Below are 17,772 nucleotides of genomic sequence, written 5' to 3'. Positions count from 1 at the left end.
CACCACGGGGGAACGAGACAGAGCATGGTTGTGAAGAACGCGCGCCCAGCCGTCGGTCGGGACACCGAACTGGGCTTACTGCGCGAAGCGTTGCGGGCCACGGCGTCGGGCAGCGGACGGTGCCTCGTGGTGGAGGGACCGCCCGGCATCGGCAAGAGCCGACTGCTGCAGGAAGCGGCCCGCGAGGCGGAGCGGCTGGGGATGACCTTCGCCCTGGGCCGTGCCACCGAGCTCGACCGGGTGGCGCCGCTCGCGGTGTTGCTGTCCGCGCTGCGGGACAGCGTGCCTCCGGTCGTGGACCGGGCGGACATGGCGGCGCTCCGCGGCCTGGGCAGCCAGGAGGCCGACCGCTTCTGGCTGGTCAGCCGGCTCGGCGACCTCATCGAGGAGCATGCCCGCACCCGTCCGCTCGTCATAGCCCTGGACGACGCCCAGTCCATGGACGAACTCACGGCGTTCACCCTGCAGATCCTGGTGCCCAGGCTGCGCGCCTGTTCGGTGCAGTGGCTGCTGGCACGGCGCTCGCCGTCGGCCCAGGAGTCGAGATACGACGTGGTCGGTCGGCTCCTCCAGGACGGTGCGGAACATGTCGTCCTCGGACGACTCGACCCCGATGCCATCGTCCAGCTCTGTTCGCACGTGCTCGGCGCGGCGCCGAGCCCCGACCTGGCCGCTCTCGCCGCGCGCAGCGACGGCAACCCCTTCCTGCTCGAACAGTTGCTCAGCGCGCTGGAGGACGACGACCGGCTGCTGCGTGTGGACGGCATGGTGGAGGTCGTCGGGAACGACGCCCTGCCCGACGACTTCCTGAGCGCGGTGGACTACCAGCTGCGCCACCTGTCCGCCCCGACACGCCGGCTCCTGGAAGCGGGCTCGGTGTTCGGGCGCCCGTTCCTGCCGAGCGAAGCGGCCGGTCTGCTCGGCGAGCGCGGCTTCGCTCTGCTGCCCCGGGTGGAGGAGGCGGTGGAGGCGCACGTCCTGGTCGACGACGGCACGGCACTCGCCTTCCGGCACGACCTCATCCGGGAGGCGGTCTACGACTCCCTCACCGGATCCGTCCGGCGGATCCTGCACCAGGAGGCCGCCACGGTCCTGGAGGCCGCGGGCAGCCCCCGCGCCGAGACCGCGCTGCACCTGATCCGCGGCGCCAGCCGCGACAACCCGCACACCATCGACGTGCTCTGCGCGGCAGCGGACGAGGTGGCCCCCACCTCCCCCAGCACGGCCGCCGACCTGGTTCTGGAGGCGCTCGGCCTGCTGTCCGCCGACGACCCCGGGGCGCCCGGCCTCATCGCGCGGGCGGTGAGTCTGCTGGCTTCGTCCGGCCGCATCACCGAGGCCCGTGACCTGGGTGCCGAGGCGCTGCACCGCAACATCAGCCGGGCACAGGAGGCCTCGGTGTACGTCGGGCTGGCCGAGGCGCTGAAGCACGCCGGCCAGGACGCGATGGCGGTCGAGTACACCCGCCGGGCCCTGACCCGGCCGGGCGTCCCGGACGCGGTCCGGGGGCAACTCCTCGCGGTCCAGTCGCACGCCCTGCTCAACGGCGACGACGTGAGAGGCGCGGAGGCCTCCGCGATCGAGGCGATGGCGGTCGGCGAGCCGGACACGGTGGTGTACGCGGGCGCGGCTCTCAGTGTCGCCGCGCGCATCCTGGGCCGGGTCGACGAGGCCGTCTCGCTCGCCTCGGACGCCGTGCAGCTCGCCGACGACACCGGCGGCGACGCGCGGCACCGGCATCCCCGGCTGTGGCTGGGCCGGGCACTGGTCGCCGCCGACCGCTTCGGCGAGGCCGACGCCGTCCTGGAACTCGGGGAGAACGACACCCGAGCGCTGGGCTCCGCCTGGTCACTTCCCCTGTGGCACTACGGCCGAGCCGAACTTCGACTCATGGCAGGCCAGTTGAGCGATGCCCAGGCCGAGGCCCTGGCCGGGAAGGCGGTGGCCGAACAGCTCAGCGCGCTGGCCATCGTGCCGTCCCTCCTCACCATTCTCGGTCAGGTGGCGATACACCGGGACGAACTGGTGCGGGCCCGCAAGCTGTTCACGGAGGCGCACCGTATGGCCGAGTCCGGTTACGGGGTCGTGCCGGAGGACATCGCCTGGCTGCAGGCCCAGTTGTCGTACGCCGAAGGGGACCCCAAAGCCGCGGTCACGGCTCTGTCGGGGGTGTACGAAAGACTCGACGAGCGCCCGCTGCTGCTGACCCAGGTCGCGTGGGCGGCGCCCGCCCTGGTGCGCTTCGCGCTCGACGCGGGGGCGTCCGAGGAGGCCCGGGCCGCGGCGGTCGCAGCCCGCAAACTCGCCGACGACACCCCGAAGACCCTCTCGCTCGCTGCCGCCGCCCACCACGCCGAAGGTCTCCTCGCCGACGATGTGGCGATGCTGCACGCGGCGGTGGACGCCTACCGTGCCGGCCCGCGCCATCTGGCGCGGGCCATCGCTCTGGAGGACGCCGCGCACGCCGAGACCCGGGCGGGGCGCCGGGGCCGCGCGGTGGCCCTGCTGGAGGAGGCCCTCGGCCGGTTCACCGACTGCGGTGCGACCCGGTCCATGGCACGGGTCCAGCGGGCACTGCGCGGCCTGGGCGTACGCCGCAAGAAGTGGCAGTCCGCGCAGCGGGCGCAGACGGGCTGGGACAGCCTCACCGGCGCCGAACTGCGTGTGGTGCGCCTGGTCGCCGAAGGGCTGACCAACCGGGCCGCCGCCGAGCGGCTGTTCCTGTCGCCGCACACGGTCGACACGCATCTGCGTCACGCCTTCGCCAAGCTGGGTGTCTCCAGCCGGGTGGAGCTGGCGCGGCAGGCGATGCTGCACGACGGAGGCGGTGAGGGGACCACCGCCTGACGCGCCGGGGCGTGACCGTCCCCGGCGGTCACGCCCCGGGCCCGGACTCGCTCCGCGAGCGAACGAGGGTGTCGACGATGGGCTGCACGATCCCGCCGAAGTAGCGTGCGGTCGACTCCACGAAGGAGCCGTCCCTCTGACCCTTGGCCTTCCCCTCCGCCGAGAGCAGCACCCTGATCGTGAGCGTGGTCGCCCCCTGCTCGTCCCGCCCGATCTCGTTGTGGATCTCGGCCAGGTACGGGTCGTCGATCTGGTGGAAGACCATGAGCCGGCGATCGTGGAACACGACCCGCTCACGGGCCTTGGCCCGGCCCGCCACCGTGATCTCCCGCAGCAGGCCGTCCTCGTGGCGCTCCAGCACCTGGCACCCGGTGATGCCCGCGATGAACGGAACGGGATTCTCCGCCTTGCGCAGGAGGCCCTGCCAGACCTCCTCGGGGTCCAGCCGCCGTCTTCCCCCCTCGTCCTCTCCGACGACCGGAAGGGTCCAGCTCAGCTCGGTCATGCGTGCTCGCCTCCTGTGGTCCGGCAACTGGCGGACGCCGTACGCCAACTGCCACGGCCGCCCCGCCGACGAGCAGCCTCCCCCCGCTCGCCGCCCGAGAGCATCCCCGGTTCTCGTGAGCTTTTCCCGGCGTCGGGCCGCCGGTACTCCTGCCGGAGCGTCCGAGGATCACGTGAAGACGCGATGTGGCGGACGAGGCGTGGTTGACAGGCTGGTGATCCCGCCGCAGGGGCCGGTCGCAGCACGGGTCGCGAGCCGTCCATGGGCAGGCGGGACCGATATTCGATGGGGGAGCAGTACATGAGTGGGATATCGCGTCGAAGATTCCTGGTGACCTCCGCGGCGGCGGGGACCGTCGTCGGCGGTGCCCCGACGGCCCTCGCGGCCACCGCGGAGGCGCGGGAGGCGGTCGCCTACGGTCCTTTCACCGTCACACCGGCGGACCAGCAGTACGGGGACCTGGTCCGCGGGTTCAACCAGCGGTGGGTCGGCAAGCCCGACTCCGTCCGCGTCGTGAGTTCGGCCGGCCAGGTGCTGAGCGCCGTCCAGGAGGCCGTGGGCGCGGGCAAGCGGATCGCCGTGCGCAGCGGCGGGCACTGCTACGAGCCCTGGGTCAGCGACGGCATCAAGGTCGTCATCGACATGTCGCAGATGAACCAGGTGTACTTCGACTCCTCCCGCCAGGCGTTCGCGGTGGAGGCGGGCGCCACGATGGTGCAGATGTACAAGGCCCTGTACAAGGGATGGGGGATCGTCCTGCCCGGCGGTACCTGCCCCTCGGTCGGGGCGGGCGGCCACGTGGCAGGCGGCGGCTACGGGGCGCTCTCCCGGCGGCACGGGCTCATCGTCGACCACCTGTACGGGGTCGAGGTGGTCGTGGTGGACTCCGGCGGCAAGGCCCGGCTGGTCACGGCCACCAGGGACGCCTCGGACCCCCATCGGGACCTGTGGTGGGCGCACACCGGTGGCGGCGGCGGCAACTTCGGTGTGGTGACGCGCTATCTGTTCCGGTCCCCGAACGCCACGGGCTCCGCGCCCGAGAACCTGCTGCCCAAGCCTCCGGCCTCGCTGCTGGTCAGCTCCGTCTCCTGGTCCTGGGCCGACCTGACCGAGCAGTCGTTCGGCCGGATCCTGAAGAACTACGGCACCTGGTGCGAGCGGAACAGCTCCGCGTCCTCTCCCTACGCCGGGCTGTTCAGCCAGCTGAAGCCCGCGCCCAAGGCCGCCGGATCCTTCTCCCTGACCACGGAGATCGACGCGACCGTCTCCGGCGCGGACCGCCTGCTCGACGACTTCCTCGCGGCCGTGAACCAGGGCACGGGTGTCTCCTTCCAGGTCGACGAACGCCGCACCCTGCCATGGCTGCACGGCGTCGAGTGGCCCGGCTTCACCGGCGGCGGCGACCCCACCAACCGCTTCAAGGGCAAGTCCGCCTACATGCGCAAGACCTTCACGGACGCCCATGTCGCGGCGTTCCACAGGCATCTGACGCGCTCCGACTACCCGTACCCCGGTGCCCTGGTGCTGATCAGTTCGTACGGCGGCAGGGTCAACTCCGTCTCCCCGACCGCGACCGCGGTGTCCCAGCGCGACTCCGTCATGAAGTTGATGTACGTGAACTTCTGGCGGGACGCGGCGCAGGACTCCTGGCACGAGGCCTGGATCCGCGAGTTCTACCGGGACGTGTACGGCGGCACCGGCGGTGTGCCCGTGTCGAACACCGTCACCGACGGCTGCTTCGTCAACTACGCCGACGGAGACCTCTCCGACCCGGCGTGGAACAAGTCGGGCGTGCCCTGGCACGACCTGTACTACGGCGTCAACTTCCCACGGCTGCAGCAGGCCAAGGCCAAGTGGGACCCCAAGAACGTCTTCCGGCACGCCCAGTCCGTACCACTGCCGGGCTGAACCGGGCGCACGGAAGCGCTGTCACCACCTGTCATCCGCTCTGACCAAGGAGTCAACAGAGATGAGTCTCAACGGCAAGGTCGCCATCGTCACCGGCGCGTCGCGGGGCATCGGCCGTGCGACGGCCGAGCGCCTCGGCCGCGAGGGTGCCGCCGTCGTCGTCAACTACCAGAGCAACGCCGACGCGGCGCAGGAGACGGTGAAGGCCATCACCGGTGCCGGCGGCAAGGCCGTCGCCGTCCAGGCCGATGTGTCGGTCTCCGCCGACGTGGCCGCTCTGTACGACACCGCGGTCAAGGAGTTCGGTGGCGTCGACATCGTCGTCAACAACGCCGCGACCGTGGCCGCCGCACCGGTGGAGTACATCAGTGAGGAGGACTTCGACCGGCTGGTCGCGACCAATCTCAAGAGCGTCTTCCTCTCCCACCAGCAGGCCACCAAGCACCTGAGGGACGGCGGCCGGGTCATCAACCTCTCCGCCGGACTGCCGTCGGGCGCCATCGCCTTCCTCGGCGCCTACGGTGCCACCAAGGTGGGTGTCGAGGTCCTCACCCGGTCCCTCGCCCACGCGCTGGGCGAGCGCGGCATCACCGTCAACGCCGTGGCCCCGGGCCCGACCGACACCGACATGCTCGCTCCCGAGGCGCGGGCCAACCTCGACACCCTGATCGCCCAGACCCCGCTGCGCAAGCTCGGGCAGCCGGGCGACATCGCCGACGTCGTGGCCTTCCTCGCCGGTGAGGACGGGCGCTGGCTCACCGGCCAGACCATCCACGCCAACGGTGGTTTCGCGTAACCACCGCACCGACCGCGCGAATGCCGCGGTCCCGGACCCTCTCACGGGTCCGGGACCGCGGCATTCCCGCATGTCCGCGGTTCAGGCCGCGGTCACCGTACGGGCCGCCGTGAGCCGTACGGTGTTCACCGTGGCGGCCGCCGTGTCGTAGAACAACAGGTCGTTCTCCGCGATGAAACCTGCCTCCTGCCGGCTCCGCTCCAGGCCCGCCGCGGACAGCGTGGCGGTGAACGTGAAGGTGAGCAGGCCCTCCGCGTCGACGCCGATCTCGTTGGTGATCTCGGTCAGCAGCGGGTTGTCCAGCTGGGTGAAGACGATGCGCCGCCCCCGCTCCAGAGTCACCCGCTCCCGCAGCAGTACCGAATGGTCGCCACGGAGCGCGATACGCCGCACGAAGCCGCCCTCGAACTCCTCCAGCACCTCCGCGAAGCTGATCGACGGCACGTACGAGACCGGGTTGGCCGCCTTGTGCACCAGGCTCTCCCAGAGCTGGTCGCGGTCGATCTCCGGGTGTTCGGGAAGGCTCGGGTCGTTGACGGGCAGCGTGTACTTGAAGATGATCACGGGTCGGCCTTTCGCGCGTTCCGGCGGCAAACGTTCTTGCCCTTCGCCGCAGCATGGCGCCAGCGCTCGCGTCCGGACATCACAGTTTCACGCGATCTGCCGCGGCCGCCTCTCGACCGCCCAAGTGCCCCGCGCGTCACGAAGGATGGCGTGATGACGTGATGCCCGGGGCACGGCGTCTGCCGACGATTGACCAGTGTGACCGCGCCACTGCTCACGTCGCAGCGAGCCGCAGCAGGCACCGACCCCGATGACACGACGAATGGGACACCTTCATGACCAACGACATCACGCCGAGCCGGAGCGGGGCCGTCGACGCCGGCTCCCCGGCGTCGGGGACGGCCGACAAGGCCGGCGGCCGCGGTCCCTGGGCGATGTTCTCGGTGCTGGCACTGATCGAGTTCATGTCGGTGATGGACGCCTCGGTGGTGAACATCGCGCTGCCCGCCATCAGGGACGACCTCGGCTTCTCGGCCACCGGCCTGGCCTGGGTCGTCGACGCCTATCTGCTCGGCTTCGCCGGCTTCCTGCTGCTGGCGGGCCGCGCCGCCGATGTCATCGGCCGGCGGCGGCTCTTCACCGCGGGCGTGGCCCTCTTCACGCTCGCTTCGCTGGGCTGCGGACTCGCCGCCGACGACTGGCAGTTGGTCGTGGCGCGGCTGCTGCAGGGACTGGGGGCGGCGCTGGTCACCCCGGCGGCCCTCGCGTTGATCACGGACATCTTCCCGGAGGGGCCGGACCGCAACAAGGCGCTCGGCCTCTTCATGGGCATGGGCGGTGTCGCCGCGCCGGTCGGCCTGGTGCTCGGCGGACTGCTCACCACGGCCGGCTGGGAGTGGATCTTCATCATCAACGTCCCGATCGGCATCGGCATCCTCCTGGCCAGCCTGCGGCTGCTCCCGGCCACCGGTCCCCAGACGGACGCCCGGCTCGACGTGGTCGGCGCGGTCACCGCCACCGGCGGTCTCCTGGCCCTCATCTTCGCCATCGCCCGCGGTGGTGCCGAGGGCTGGGGCTCGGCCGCGACCCTGGCCGGGTTCGCCGGCGCCGCGGTGCTGCTGGTCGCTTTCGTCGTCCGTCAGCGCACCGCCGACGATCCGGTCCTGCCGTCCGTGCTGCTGCGCATGCGTCCCCTGGTCATCGGCAATGTGGCCTTCGCTCTGGTGGGCACCCTGCTGATCTCCACGTTCTTCATCATCACGATCTATCTGCAGCAGGTGCGCGGCTACGGTCCGGCGAAGGCGGGCCTGTCCTACGTGCCCATCCCGCTGGCCATGCTGGCCGGCACGCAGGTGGCCCCGCGGGTGCTGCGGTTCGGTCCGCAGAACGTCCTGATGGGAGGCGTCCTCGTCCAGGCCCTGGCTCTCGCCGCCTGGGCGGCGGTGATCGACGTCGACGCAGGCTATGTCACGGGCTTCCTGCTGCCCGCCGTGCTGTGGTCCTTCGGCCTGGGCGTCTCCATCGTCTCGTCCTTCGTGGTGTGCACGATGGGGCTCACCGGCCCGATCGCCGGTGCGGGCTCGGGCCTCGCGACCACGACGTACCAGGCGGGCGGGGCGATCGGCCTCGCCGGACTCGTCGCGATCGCCGACGCCCGCACCCATGCGGTGACGGACACCCAGGAACCGCTGGAGGCTCTCGTGTCCGGCTACCAGTTCGCCCTGTGGTGCTCGGTGGCCGTGGCCGTCGTCGCGGCCCTGCTCACCCGGTTCATCCGCTTCGACGCCCGGCCTCACACCGGGGCCCAGCCCTCGTAGCGACCGGGATCGGGGCCCGGACCGCGACCGACGGTGCGGTGCCCCGACCCCGACACCCCGTTGCCTTCTCCCGCGCCGATCTCACAGGAGCATCCGTGCCCGACCACGCTTCCGCCCTCCCCGACAGCACACCCGTCCTGATCGTCGGCGCCGGACCGGTCGGTGCGACCCTCGCGCTGGAGCTGGCCCACCACGGCGTGCGCAGTACCGTCGTCGAGCGTTCCACGACCGTCTCGGCGCACCCCAAGATGGACTTCATCAACGGCCGCAGCATGGAGTTGCTGCGCCGCCTCGGCGTGACCGACGAGATTCGCCGGCGCGGTGTCGCCGCCGACGAGCCGTTCGACTTCCTCTGGATCACCGACCCCGGGCAGTCGCCCGTCTCGGTGTGGACCTACCCGTCGGTGGCGGGGCTGCGCGAGAGGTTCGCCGAGGTCACCGACGGCTCCGCGCCGCTCGAGCCGTACCAGCGGCTCCAGGGCTCGCTGCTGGAGGACGTCCTGCGCCGGCAGGTGCGCGAGCATCCGCTGATCGACCTGTGCGAGGGCTGGGCCCTGCTGGATCTGGCCGACGACGGGGACGGGGTGTCGGCACGCCTGTCCGACGAGGTCCGCGGCACCGAGCGGACCGTGCGAGCCGACTATCTCGTCGGGTGCGACGGGGGCGGCAGCACGGTGCGGCGCCGCGCCGGTATCGCGACGCAGCAGAACGGCCCGAGCACCCGCCACTGCGATGTGTACTTCCGCAGCGAGGACCCGGCCCTGTTCCGCCACGGACCGTCCTTCCTCACGATCACGGCCGGCGGGGCGACCCTGGTCAACCGGGACGGCGGACGTACCTGGACCGGTACGTTCGTCCTCCCCGAGGACACACCCGAGCCCGAGGAGCCGCTCGCCGTCGTCAAGGAACGCCTGGGATTCGACTTCGCGGTCGACGAGGTGCTCAACGTGGCGCACTGGTACGGACGGCTGGCCGTCGCCGACTCCTACCGCAGCGGCAGGGTCTTCCTCGCGGGGGACTCGGCGCACCAGTTCTATCCGACCGGCGGGCACGGTGCGAACACCGGACTCGGCGACGCCTGCGACCTCGGATGGAAGCTCGCCGCCACGCTGAGCGGCTGGGCCGGTCCGGGCCTGCTCGACTCCTACGAGGCCGAGCGTCGGCCCGTCGCCCTGTTCAACCGGGAGATGTGCGCCAACCTGCTCGCCGTGTGGATGAGGTTCCCGCAGCTGGCGGCCGCCGGGGCGGCACGCCCACAGCTGGCGGCGTACCTCGACAAGGAGAGCTTCCAGATCGACAACATGGGCATCCACTTCGGCTACCGCTACACCGGCTCCCCGGTCGTGCGGCACGAGGACGCCCCGGAGCCCGACTGGCAGTGGCAGGCGATCGTCCCGAGCACCTGGCCCGGTGGCCGCGCACCGAACGTGCGACTGACGGACGGCACACCCCTGTTCGACCGGCTGAGCAGCGGGTTCACCCTGGTGGACCTCTCCGGTGAGAACCGGGGCAAGGACCTGGTGGAGCAGGCACGGCGCGGCGGCTTCCCGGTCGACCTGCTGACCGTCGACAGCGCCGCCGTACGTGCCGTGTGGGAGCGCGACCTGGTGCTCGTCCGGCCCGACCACCACGTGGCCTGGCGCGGCGACGAGGCACCCGCGTCCCGGGAGTGGGGGGAGCTGCTGAACCAGGTCACCGGCAGCTGAACGACACAGGTAACTCAATCAACGGGGGAAGTGAATGTCAGGGATCGCCGACAGGTCCGCCACTCTGGCCGCCTGGACGGACGACCGCGCGGCCGAGGGCGTCCACAGGGACGCGGATCCGCCGCCGGCACGGCAGCAACCGGCCTGGGCGGATCGGGAGCTGCTCGTGCGGGTGAGACGCCGGCTCGCCGCCGCGCCCGCGCTGGTCAGGGTCGAGGACACCGACATGTTCCGCCGCTTGCTCGCGCGCGTCGCGGCCGGCGAACTCCAGGTGATCCAGGCCGGAGACTGCGCCGAGGTGCCGATGGAGTGCACGGCAGGATCCGTCGCACGCAAGGCGGGCGTGCTCGACGCGCTGGCGGGCGTGATGAAGACCGCCTCGTCCAAGCCGGTGCTGCGCGTCGGCCGGATCGCGGGTCAGTTCGCCAAACCGCGCTCCCTCGCGACCGAACTGGTGAGCGATATGGAACTCCCGGTCTACCGCGGCCACATGGTGAACGATCCGCAGCCCACCCCGCACGCCAGGCGCCACGACCCGGCCCGGATGCTGATGTGCTACCAGGCCGCGAGCGACGCGATGACGTTCCTCGGCTGGACCGGTGACGAACCGCCTCGCCCGTCCGGCCCCCGGCCGACACCGGAGCCGCCCGTCGAGCCGAAGGTGTGGACGAGCCACGAGGCCCTCGTACTGGACTACGAGGTCCCCCTGCTGCGGCGCACGGACGACGGGCGACTGCTGCTCGCTTCCACGCACTGGCCCTGGATAGGCGAGCGGACCCGCCAGCTGGACGGCGCCCATGTCGCGCTGCTGGCCGACGTGGCGAACCCCGTCGCGTGCAAGGTGGGGCCGACGATGACCCACGACGAGCTGGTGGCCCTCTGCGAGCGCCTCGATCCGGCACGCGAGCCGGGCCGTCTGACGCTCATCGCGCGCATGGGCGCCGAGGCGGTGACCGCGAAGCTGCCGCCGCTGGTCGAGGCGGTCCGCAGGGCGGGCCACCCGGTCGTCTGGCTGACCGATCCCATGCACGGCAACACCGTCAGCGGGCCGGACGGTCTGAAGACCCGGTTCATGGAGTCGATCCTGCACGAGGTCCGGGAGTTCCAGTCGGCGGTTCGCACGGCCGGCGGCGTCCCCGGCGGCATGCATCTGGAGACCACCCCCGACGAGGTCACCGAATGCGTGGCCGACCACACGCGGCTCGACCAGGTCGGGGTCAAGTACACGAGTCTGTGCGATCCGAGGCTGAACCCCCGGCAGGCCATCGCGGTGGCCGCCGAGTGGCGGGGATGAGCGCAGGGTCGAATTCCGCGAACGACGAAGTCAACGGGGAGGTTCGTAGGGATGGAAGGCAGGACAGCAATCGTGACCGGCGCCGCGGGAGGAATCGGCGAAGCGGTCGTCCGGAGTCTGGGCGAGCGGGGCGTCAGGATCGCGGCGGTCGACAGGGACACCGACGGGCTCGAGGAGACGGTGGGGCGACTGACCGCGGAAGGACTCACGGTGGAGGCGTTCTCCACGGACGTGACCTCCGGCACGGCGGCCGACGCGCTGGTGGAGGCGGTGGAACACCGGGTGGGGGCGGTGGACTACCTGGTGAACGCGGCGGGAGTGCTGCGGCTCGGTGAGGCCCGGAAGCTGACCGACGAGGACTGGCTCAGCACCTTCGCCGTGAACACCACGGGCGTGTTCCACATGTCCCGGGCGGTGGTCAACCGGATGGTCGAACGCGCCCGAGGGGCGATCGTCACCGTCGCCTCCAACGCGGCGGGCACGCCCCGCACGGACATGGCCGCCTACTGCGCGTCCAAGGCCGCCGCGACGATGTTCACCAAGTGCCTGGGCCTGGAGGTCGCCCGGCACGGCATCCGCTGCAACGTGGTCGCCCCGGGTTCCACCGAGACCCCGATGCTCACCTCCATGTGGCAGGACGAGTCCGGGCCCCGGCACACCGTCGAGGGCCGCCCCGAGGCGTTCCGGGTGGGCATCCCGCTGGGCCGGATCGCCCAGCCGTCCGCCGTGGCGGACGCGGTCGTCTTCCTCCTGTCCGACCAGGCGTCCCACGTCACGCTGCACGCCCTCACCGTCGACGGAGGCGCGGCGCTCGGCGCCTGACATCGCACGCACAGCCTTGTCCGGCCGCGCAGGCAAGTCCGGGCGGCCGGGACATCCTGATCACACGGGAGACGTTCATGTCCGGCATACCCCCTGTCCATTCCTACCCCCTGCCCATCGCGAGCGACCTGCCCGGCAACACGGCGTCCTGGGTGCCGGACGCCGGCCGCGCGGTCCTCCTCGTCCACGACATGCAGCGCTACTTCCTCAAGCCCCTTCCCGCGGACGGGGCGCTCCGCGACGAGTTGGTCGGCCGTGCCGCACGACTGCGCGAGCGCTGTGCCGCCGTCGGCGTCCCGGTGGCGTACACGGCGCAGCCCGGAGGCATGGACGAGCGGGAACGAGGACTGCTGAAGGACTTCTGGGGCCCCGGGATGCGCCCTGCCCCGGAGGACCGGCAGATCATCGACGAGCTGACGCCGGCCGCCACGGACCGGATGTTCACCAAGTGGCGATACAGCGCCTTCTTCCGCTCCGGTCTGCTCGACTGGATGCGGGAGCAGGGCCGTGACCAGCTCATCCTGTGCGGGGTGTACGCGCACGTCGGGGTGCTGATGACGGCCGTCGAGGCGTTCAGCCACGACATCGAGACGTTCCTGGTGGCCGACGCGGTCGCCGACTTCTCCGCGAGACACCACCGGATGGCGCTGGAGTACGCGGCCGAGCGCTGCGCGGTGGTCCTCACCACCGAGGCGCTCGTCAGCTCGCTCGACACGGTGGTGACCGCACCGTGACATCGCCTGGAGCAACCGCACCGCAGGATGTGCTGGACCGTGTCCTGGTTCCGCAGCCCTCGCCCTTCGCGTTGCTGCACCGGCCCGAAACGGTGGGACCGGGGCTGCTGGAGGTGGTGATCGGCGACGTCTCGGCGGTGGGCTCACTGGCCGAACTCCCCGTCCGGGCCCGGCCCGCGGGCCCGGGACGGGCGGCACACGAGGTGCTGGCGCTGCTTCCCTACCGTCAGATCGCCGAGCGCGGCTTCGCCTGCACCGACGACGGCGAACCGCTGCTGGCCATGACGGTCACCGACCAGGACGTGATGACGGTCGCCGAGGCGGTGCGCCGTATCGCGGAGGTGCCGATCGAGGTCACCGGCAAGCACTTCGACGTGGACGACGAGACGTACGCCGAGATCGTGCGCACGGTGATCAGGGACGAGATCGGCGAGGGCGAGGGCGCCAACTTCGTCATCCACCGCTCGCTCGTCGCGGACATCACCGACTACACGCTCGCGCACGCCCTGTGCTTCTTCCGCCGGCTGCTGGAGTACGAGCAGGGCGCCTACTGGACGTACCTGGTGCACACCGGCGAGCGCACCCTGGTCGGTGCCAGCCCGGAACGGCACATCAGCCTGCACGACGGCGTCGCGGTGATGAACCCGATCAGCGGCACCTACCGCTATCCGGCGAGCGGTCCCACGCTGCCGGACGTGATGGCGTTCCTCGCCGATCCCAAGGAGACCGACGAGCTGTACATGGTCGTCGACGAGGAACTGAAGATGATGGCCCGGATCTGCCCGGACGGTTGCCGTGTCACCGGGCCGTATCTGAAGGAAATGGCCCGGGTTGCGCACACCGAGTACTTCGTCGAGGGGCGTACCTCGCGCGATGTGCGCGAGATCCTGCGCGAGACCATGTTCGCGCCCACCGTCACCGGCAGTCCGCTGGAGAGCGCCTGCCGGGTGATCGGCCGTCATGAACCGCGGGGGCGCGGCTACTACAGCGGAGCGGTCGCCCTGATCGGACACGACGACGACGGCGGGCGCACCCTCGACTCCTCGATCCTCATCCGCACCGCCGACATCGGCGGCGACGGCCGGTTGCGCATCGGTGTGGGTGCCACGCTGGTACGGCACTCGGACCCGGGGTCCGAGGTGGAGGAGACCCGTGCCAAGGCCGCCGGGCTGCTCACCGCCCTGGAGAGCCACCGCCCGTCGGGTTTCGGCGCACATCCTCACATCAACGCGGCGCTGGCCCGCCGCAACGACATGATCGCGGGGTTCTGGCTCGCCGATGCCACCGAGCGCGAGCGCCCGGACTCCGCACTCGCCGGCCGCAGTGCGCTGATCGTCGACGCCGAGGACACCTTCACCTTCATGCTCGACCAGCAACTGCGGGCGCTGGGGCTGGCCGTGACCGTTCGCCGCTACGACGAGCCGTACGACCTCGACGCCCACGACCTCGTCGTCATGGGACCCGGGCCGGGCGATCCACGCGACATGGACCATCCCAAGATCGCCCACCTGGCCGCCGCGACCGGACGCCTGCTGGACGGCCGACGGCCGTTCCTGTCCGTCTGCCTCAGCCACCAGGTCCTCTCGGCCCGTCTCGGCTTCCCGCTGCGGCGACGCGAGGTGCCCAACCAGGGAGTACAGAAGGAGATCGACCTCTTCGGGAGCCGCGAACGCGTCGGCTTCTACAACGCCTTCGCCGCCTGGAGCGACGAGGAGAAGGCCGACTGTCCCGGAGTGGGCGTGGTCGAGATCAGTCGCTCGCCGGACACCGGGGAGATTCACGCCCTGCGCGGACCGCACTTCTCCTCCTTGCAGTTCCACGCCGAATCCCTGCTCACCCAGGACGGCCCACGGATCCTGCGCGAGGCGGCGACCCGCGTCCTGCTCGGCCGCGCCCGCGGCCGAGCAGGCTGATCCGGGACGTCACACGACCGTTCGGCATGAAAAGGCCGAGCGCCCGCGGACGACCCCCGACGTCCGCGGGCGCTCGGCCCGCCCCTCCGACAGCGCGACCCCGTACGGACGGGCCGCTTCGTCGCGCTGTCGCTCAAGGCATCCCCGTTCCCCCGGTTCACCCCCGATCCCCGGGCTCCGGGCCCCCGTTTCCCCCGTTGGTTCCCCCGTGGGGCTCTTCCCCCGTACCCCCGTTTCCCCCGTGGGGCTTTTCCCCCGTCGAGGCCCGCCGCCCCCGTGCCGACGGGCCTCGTGTGTCGAGAATGTGCCCTGCCCCAGGGGCAGTTGAAGCCCCCAGGCGTGCTTTCAGAGGTTGATTTGAGGGTTCCGTAGACGCTCTACGCAGCCTTGCGTAGGCAGCGGGCCCTGACGTCCGCCGGTGATCGGGGTGTCGCACCCTGATCGCGAAAGACCCGGCACCGGCCGGGCGGTGCACGGGCGGAGCGAATTCGACGGGTCGGATCGACGGGTCGGACCGCGGCGGCCGCGGCGGCTCCGGTCTCGCGTCCCTCACGTCGAGACGCGGGCCGGGGCCTTCACCACCGCACTGGCGCGCAGCGCCGCCGCGGTCCGTGCCCTGCCCGCGAGCGGCCGACGCTCACCTCTCATCCGGGTCGGTCGGAAACGGTCGCGGGCGGTGCGTCCGGTGGCTGATGGGTGTCCACCAGGGACCGGATGCCGATCGGGAATGGCAGGGGATGGAGGAAGTCGATCGCCGGGGCGGGGCGCACGACACCCCCGCCGGCGACGGCCCGAGCTTCACCCCCGTCAGGGGTCGTACGGCCGTCGAGGCGGGCTCGCCGACGTCGCTCAGGAAGTCGGCGTACCCGGGACGGCGGTTCCGGCCCGCGGCGTCGCCTGGGCGCGACAGGACAGATGTCGGCGCCGCCGCGGACCGGAAGTGCGTGGGGTGACGCCTCAGACCTGGGCGCCGGAGAGGCGTTCCACGCCCCGCAGCAGGGCCGAGTGGTCGAGGCCGCCGTCGCCCTGGGCGCGCAGCGAGGCGACCAGTTGGGCGACCACGGCGCCGACCGGCAGGGCGGCGCCCACGGTGCGGGCCGCGTCGGTGACGATGCCCATGTCCTTGTGGTGCAGGTCGATGCGGAAGCCCGGTTTGAAGTCCCGGTTCAGGAAGTCGTCCTTCTTGCGGGCCAGCACGGTCGATCCGGCGAGCCCGCCACCCAGGACATCGAGGGCCGCCGTCAGGTCGACGCCCGACTTCTCCAGGAAGACCACGGCCTCGGCGCACGCCTGGATGTTGACGGCGACGATCAGCTGGTTCGCGGCCTTCACGGTCTGCCCCGCACCGTGCGGACCGCACAGCACGATCGTCCGGCCGAGCGCCTCGAACAGCGGCACGGCCTCGTCGAAGTCGGACCGGTCGCCGCCGACCATGATGGACAGCACGGCCTCGACGGCGCCCGCCTCACCACCGGAGACCGGGGCGTCGAGCACCCGGATGCCCTTCTCCTGCGCGGCCTTCGCCAGGTCGATCGAGGTCTGCGGGGTGATGGACGACATGTCGATCAGCAGGGTGCCGGGGCGGGCGTTGGCCAGGATGCCGTCGGGGCCGTACGCGACGGCCTCGACCTGCGGGGAGGCGGGCACCATCGTGATGACGACGTCGGCGTCGCGCACGGCCTCGGCGACGGAGTCCGCCGCGGTCCCGCCGGCGGCGGTCAGCCGGTCCAGCTTGTCCTGTTCCAGGGTGTGGCCGGTGACGTCGTAACCCGCCTTGATCAGGTTCTCGGACATGGGGGAGCCCATGATGCCGAGCCCTATCCACGCGACCTTGGGGAGATTGCTCATGGTGAGGGTGCCTCTCTGACTGCTCTGCTACGGCGGTGGGGTGGGCCTCAACGGCCTCAGCGAGCCGCGCGGGCCTCCCGGGGGAGCCACTCGAAGGCCTCGGAGCTCGGCCGGTCGCCCGGCTTGTACTCCAGGCCGACCAGGCCCTCGTAGCCGGCCTTGCCCAGCTGGTCGAGGAGGTCTTCCAAGGGGACGGCCCCGGTGCCGGGGACGCCGCGGCCGGGGTTGTCGGCGATCTGCACATGCCCGGTCCGCCCGGTGTGCTCGGCGATCACCCGGGGGAGGTCCTCGCCGTTCATGGACAGGTGGTAGAGGTCCATCAGGAAGCGCGCGTTGCCGAGGCCCGAGGCCTCGTTGACCTTGTCGACGACGCCGACGGCGGCCGGGGCCGACACCAGGGGGTAGAGCGGTGACTCCACCTTGTTCAGGGCCTCGATCAGCAGGATCGCGCCGATCCGGTCGGCGGCCCGCGCGGCCAGGACCAGGTTGTGCAGGGCCAGGGCGTCCTGCTCGGCCGGGTCCACACCGGCGACGCGGTTGCCGTACAGCGCGTTGAGCGCCCCGCAGCCGACGGACCCGGCGAACTCCGCGACCACGTCGACGTTGGCGCGGAAGCGCTCCGCTTCCTCGCCCGGGATCGACAGTGCGCCGCGGTCCGGCCCCGGCAGCACCCCCGAGTAGAAGTTCAGCCCGGTCAGCCGTACACCCGCGTCCTCGAACGAGCCCCGCAGGGCGTCGAGTTCGGACCGAGGGGGAGTGGGGGAGTCGACCCAGGGCCACCACAGCTCGACCGCGGTGAAGCCGGCCGCGGCGGCGGCCGCGGGGCGCTCCAGGAGTGGGAGTTCCGTGAAGAGGATCGACAGGTTGACGGTGTAGCGCTGCTCCGCGAATCCCATGGGGCCTCGGACGCTCCCTTCCGTGCACTCTCTGAGTTCAACCGGATCATATTCCGTATGATGGAACTTAGTTTCTGCTTAATGGAAGATTGCCGTCGGTGGCCGGAGCTTGTCAAGAGGGCTCGGTGCGAAACGGCACCGCGCGTCAGGTTGTGCGCGTGCGATGGAGAGCGGGGTCCTGC

At 71.4% G+C, this 17,772-nt stretch carries 13 protein-coding genes; 9 read left to right on the top strand and 4 right to left on the bottom strand.

The window, feature by feature from the left end:
- The first annotated feature begins 24 nt into the window (after positions 1-24).
- On the top strand, positions 25-2,847 hold the full coding sequence (locus tag P8T65_RS09250; RefSeq protein ID WP_316724934.1) for an AAA family ATPase: 2,823 nt from the start codon (positions 25-27) through the stop codon (positions 2,845-2,847).
- Between the two features lie 28 nt (positions 2,848-2,875).
- On the opposite strand, the gene P8T65_RS09245 is transcribed toward P8T65_RS09250, so the two are convergent.
- Entirely contained in the window at positions 2,876-3,352 is a 477-nt protein-coding gene (locus P8T65_RS09245) for an AtaL-like protein (RefSeq protein ID WP_316724932.1), read from the bottom strand.
- A gap of 300 nt (positions 3,353-3,652) precedes the next feature.
- Between P8T65_RS09245 and P8T65_RS09240 the strand changes: the two genes are divergently transcribed.
- Together P8T65_RS09240 and P8T65_RS09235 are read left to right on the top strand one after the other, a co-directional pair.
- A complete protein-coding gene (locus P8T65_RS09240; RefSeq protein ID WP_316724930.1) occupies positions 3,653-5,260 on the top strand; it encodes an FAD-binding protein in 1,608 nt (535 codons plus the stop codon).
- 61 nt (positions 5,261-5,321) lie between these two features.
- Complete coding sequence (locus tag P8T65_RS09235; protein ID WP_184901018.1) at positions 5,322-6,056, top strand: SDR family oxidoreductase; 735 nt, start codon at positions 5,322-5,324, stop codon at positions 6,054-6,056.
- 81 nt (positions 6,057-6,137) lie between these two features.
- On the opposite strand, the gene P8T65_RS09230 is transcribed toward P8T65_RS09235, so the two are convergent.
- The gene (locus P8T65_RS09230; RefSeq protein ID WP_184901019.1) at positions 6,138-6,620 is read right to left on the bottom strand and encodes an SRPBCC family protein; all 483 of its coding nucleotides are present in this window, start codon (positions 6,618-6,620) and stop codon (positions 6,138-6,140) included.
- 275 nt (positions 6,621-6,895) lie between these two features.
- On the opposite strand from P8T65_RS09230, the gene P8T65_RS09225 reads away from it, so the two are divergent.
- From P8T65_RS09225 to P8T65_RS09200, 6 genes are all read left to right on the top strand, one after another.
- A complete protein-coding gene (locus P8T65_RS09225) occupies positions 6,896-8,377 on the top strand; it encodes an MFS transporter (protein WP_184901021.1) in 1,482 nt (493 codons plus the stop codon).
- A 95-nt stretch (positions 8,378-8,472) separates the two neighbouring features.
- Positions 8,473-10,083, top strand: coding sequence for an FAD-dependent monooxygenase (locus P8T65_RS09220; protein WP_316724929.1), 1,611 nt, complete (start codon positions 8,473-8,475; stop codon positions 10,081-10,083).
- 34 nt (positions 10,084-10,117) lie between these two features.
- Positions 10,118-11,377, top strand: coding sequence for a 3-deoxy-7-phosphoheptulonate synthase (locus tag P8T65_RS09215; RefSeq protein WP_316724928.1), 1,260 nt, complete (start codon positions 10,118-10,120; stop codon positions 11,375-11,377).
- Between the two features lie 51 nt (positions 11,378-11,428).
- A complete protein-coding gene (locus tag P8T65_RS09210; protein ID WP_316724926.1) occupies positions 11,429-12,199 on the top strand; it encodes a 2,3-dihydro-2,3-dihydroxybenzoate dehydrogenase in 771 nt (256 codons plus the stop codon).
- Between the two features lie 77 nt (positions 12,200-12,276).
- Positions 12,277-12,933, top strand: coding sequence for an isochorismatase family protein (locus P8T65_RS09205; RefSeq protein ID WP_316724924.1), 657 nt, complete (start codon positions 12,277-12,279; stop codon positions 12,931-12,933).
- The gene (locus P8T65_RS09200; RefSeq protein WP_316724922.1) at positions 12,930-14,846 is read left to right on the top strand and encodes a chorismate-binding protein; all 1,917 of its coding nucleotides are present in this window, start codon (positions 12,930-12,932) and stop codon (positions 14,844-14,846) included. The genes P8T65_RS09205 and P8T65_RS09200 overlap by 4 nt, the downstream gene beginning before the upstream one ends.
- A 957-nt stretch (positions 14,847-15,803) precedes the next feature.
- On the opposite strand, the gene P8T65_RS09195 is transcribed toward P8T65_RS09200, so the two are convergent.
- Positions 15,804-16,694 (bottom strand): 2-hydroxy-3-oxopropionate reductase, encoded by an 891-nt coding sequence (locus P8T65_RS09195; protein WP_316724920.1) that lies wholly within the window; start codon positions 16,692-16,694, stop codon positions 15,804-15,806.
- Between the two features lie 56 nt (positions 16,695-16,750).
- The gene (locus P8T65_RS09190; protein ID WP_316724919.1) at positions 16,751-17,590 is read right to left on the bottom strand and encodes a TIM barrel protein; all 840 of its coding nucleotides are present in this window, start codon (positions 17,588-17,590) and stop codon (positions 16,751-16,753) included.
- Positions 17,591-17,772 lie beyond the last annotated feature (182 nt).

It is taken from the genome of Streptomyces sp. 11x1 (assembly GCF_032598905.1).
GTDB lineage: Bacteria > Actinomycetota > Actinomycetes > Streptomycetales > Streptomycetaceae > Streptomyces.
This window is presented reverse-complemented; position numbering and strand designations above follow the sequence as displayed.

Excerpts from the sequence above, each read along its gene's own strand:
- P8T65_RS09225 (WP_184901021.1), top strand. The coding sequence starts at position 6,896 with ATGACCAACGACATCACGCCGAGCCGGAGCGGGGCCGTCGACGCCGGC.
- P8T65_RS09215 (WP_316724928.1), top strand. The coding sequence starts at position 10,118 with ATGTCAGGGATCGCCGACAGGTCCGCCACTCTGGCCGCCTGGACGGAC.
- P8T65_RS09235 (WP_184901018.1), top strand. The coding sequence starts at position 5,322 with ATGAGTCTCAACGGCAAGGTCGCCATCGTCACCGGCGCGTCGCGGGGC.
- P8T65_RS09195 (WP_316724920.1), bottom strand. The coding sequence starts at position 16,694 with ATGAGCAATCTCCCCAAGGTCGCGTGGATAGGGCTCGGCATCATGGGC.
- P8T65_RS09240 (WP_316724930.1), top strand. The coding sequence starts at position 3,653 with ATGAGTGGGATATCGCGTCGAAGATTCCTGGTGACCTCCGCGGCGGCG.
- P8T65_RS09190 (WP_316724919.1), bottom strand. The coding sequence starts at position 17,590 with ATGGGATTCGCGGAGCAGCGCTACACCGTCAACCTGTCGATCCTCTTC.
- P8T65_RS09245 (WP_316724932.1), bottom strand. The coding sequence starts at position 3,352 with ATGACCGAGCTGAGCTGGACCCTTCCGGTCGTCGGAGAGGACGAGGGG.
- P8T65_RS09210 (WP_316724926.1), top strand. The coding sequence starts at position 11,429 with ATGGAAGGCAGGACAGCAATCGTGACCGGCGCCGCGGGAGGAATCGGC.
- P8T65_RS09205 (WP_316724924.1), top strand. The coding sequence starts at position 12,277 with ATGTCCGGCATACCCCCTGTCCATTCCTACCCCCTGCCCATCGCGAGC.
- P8T65_RS09250 (WP_316724934.1), top strand. The coding sequence starts at position 25 with ATGGTTGTGAAGAACGCGCGCCCAGCCGTCGGTCGGGACACCGAACTG.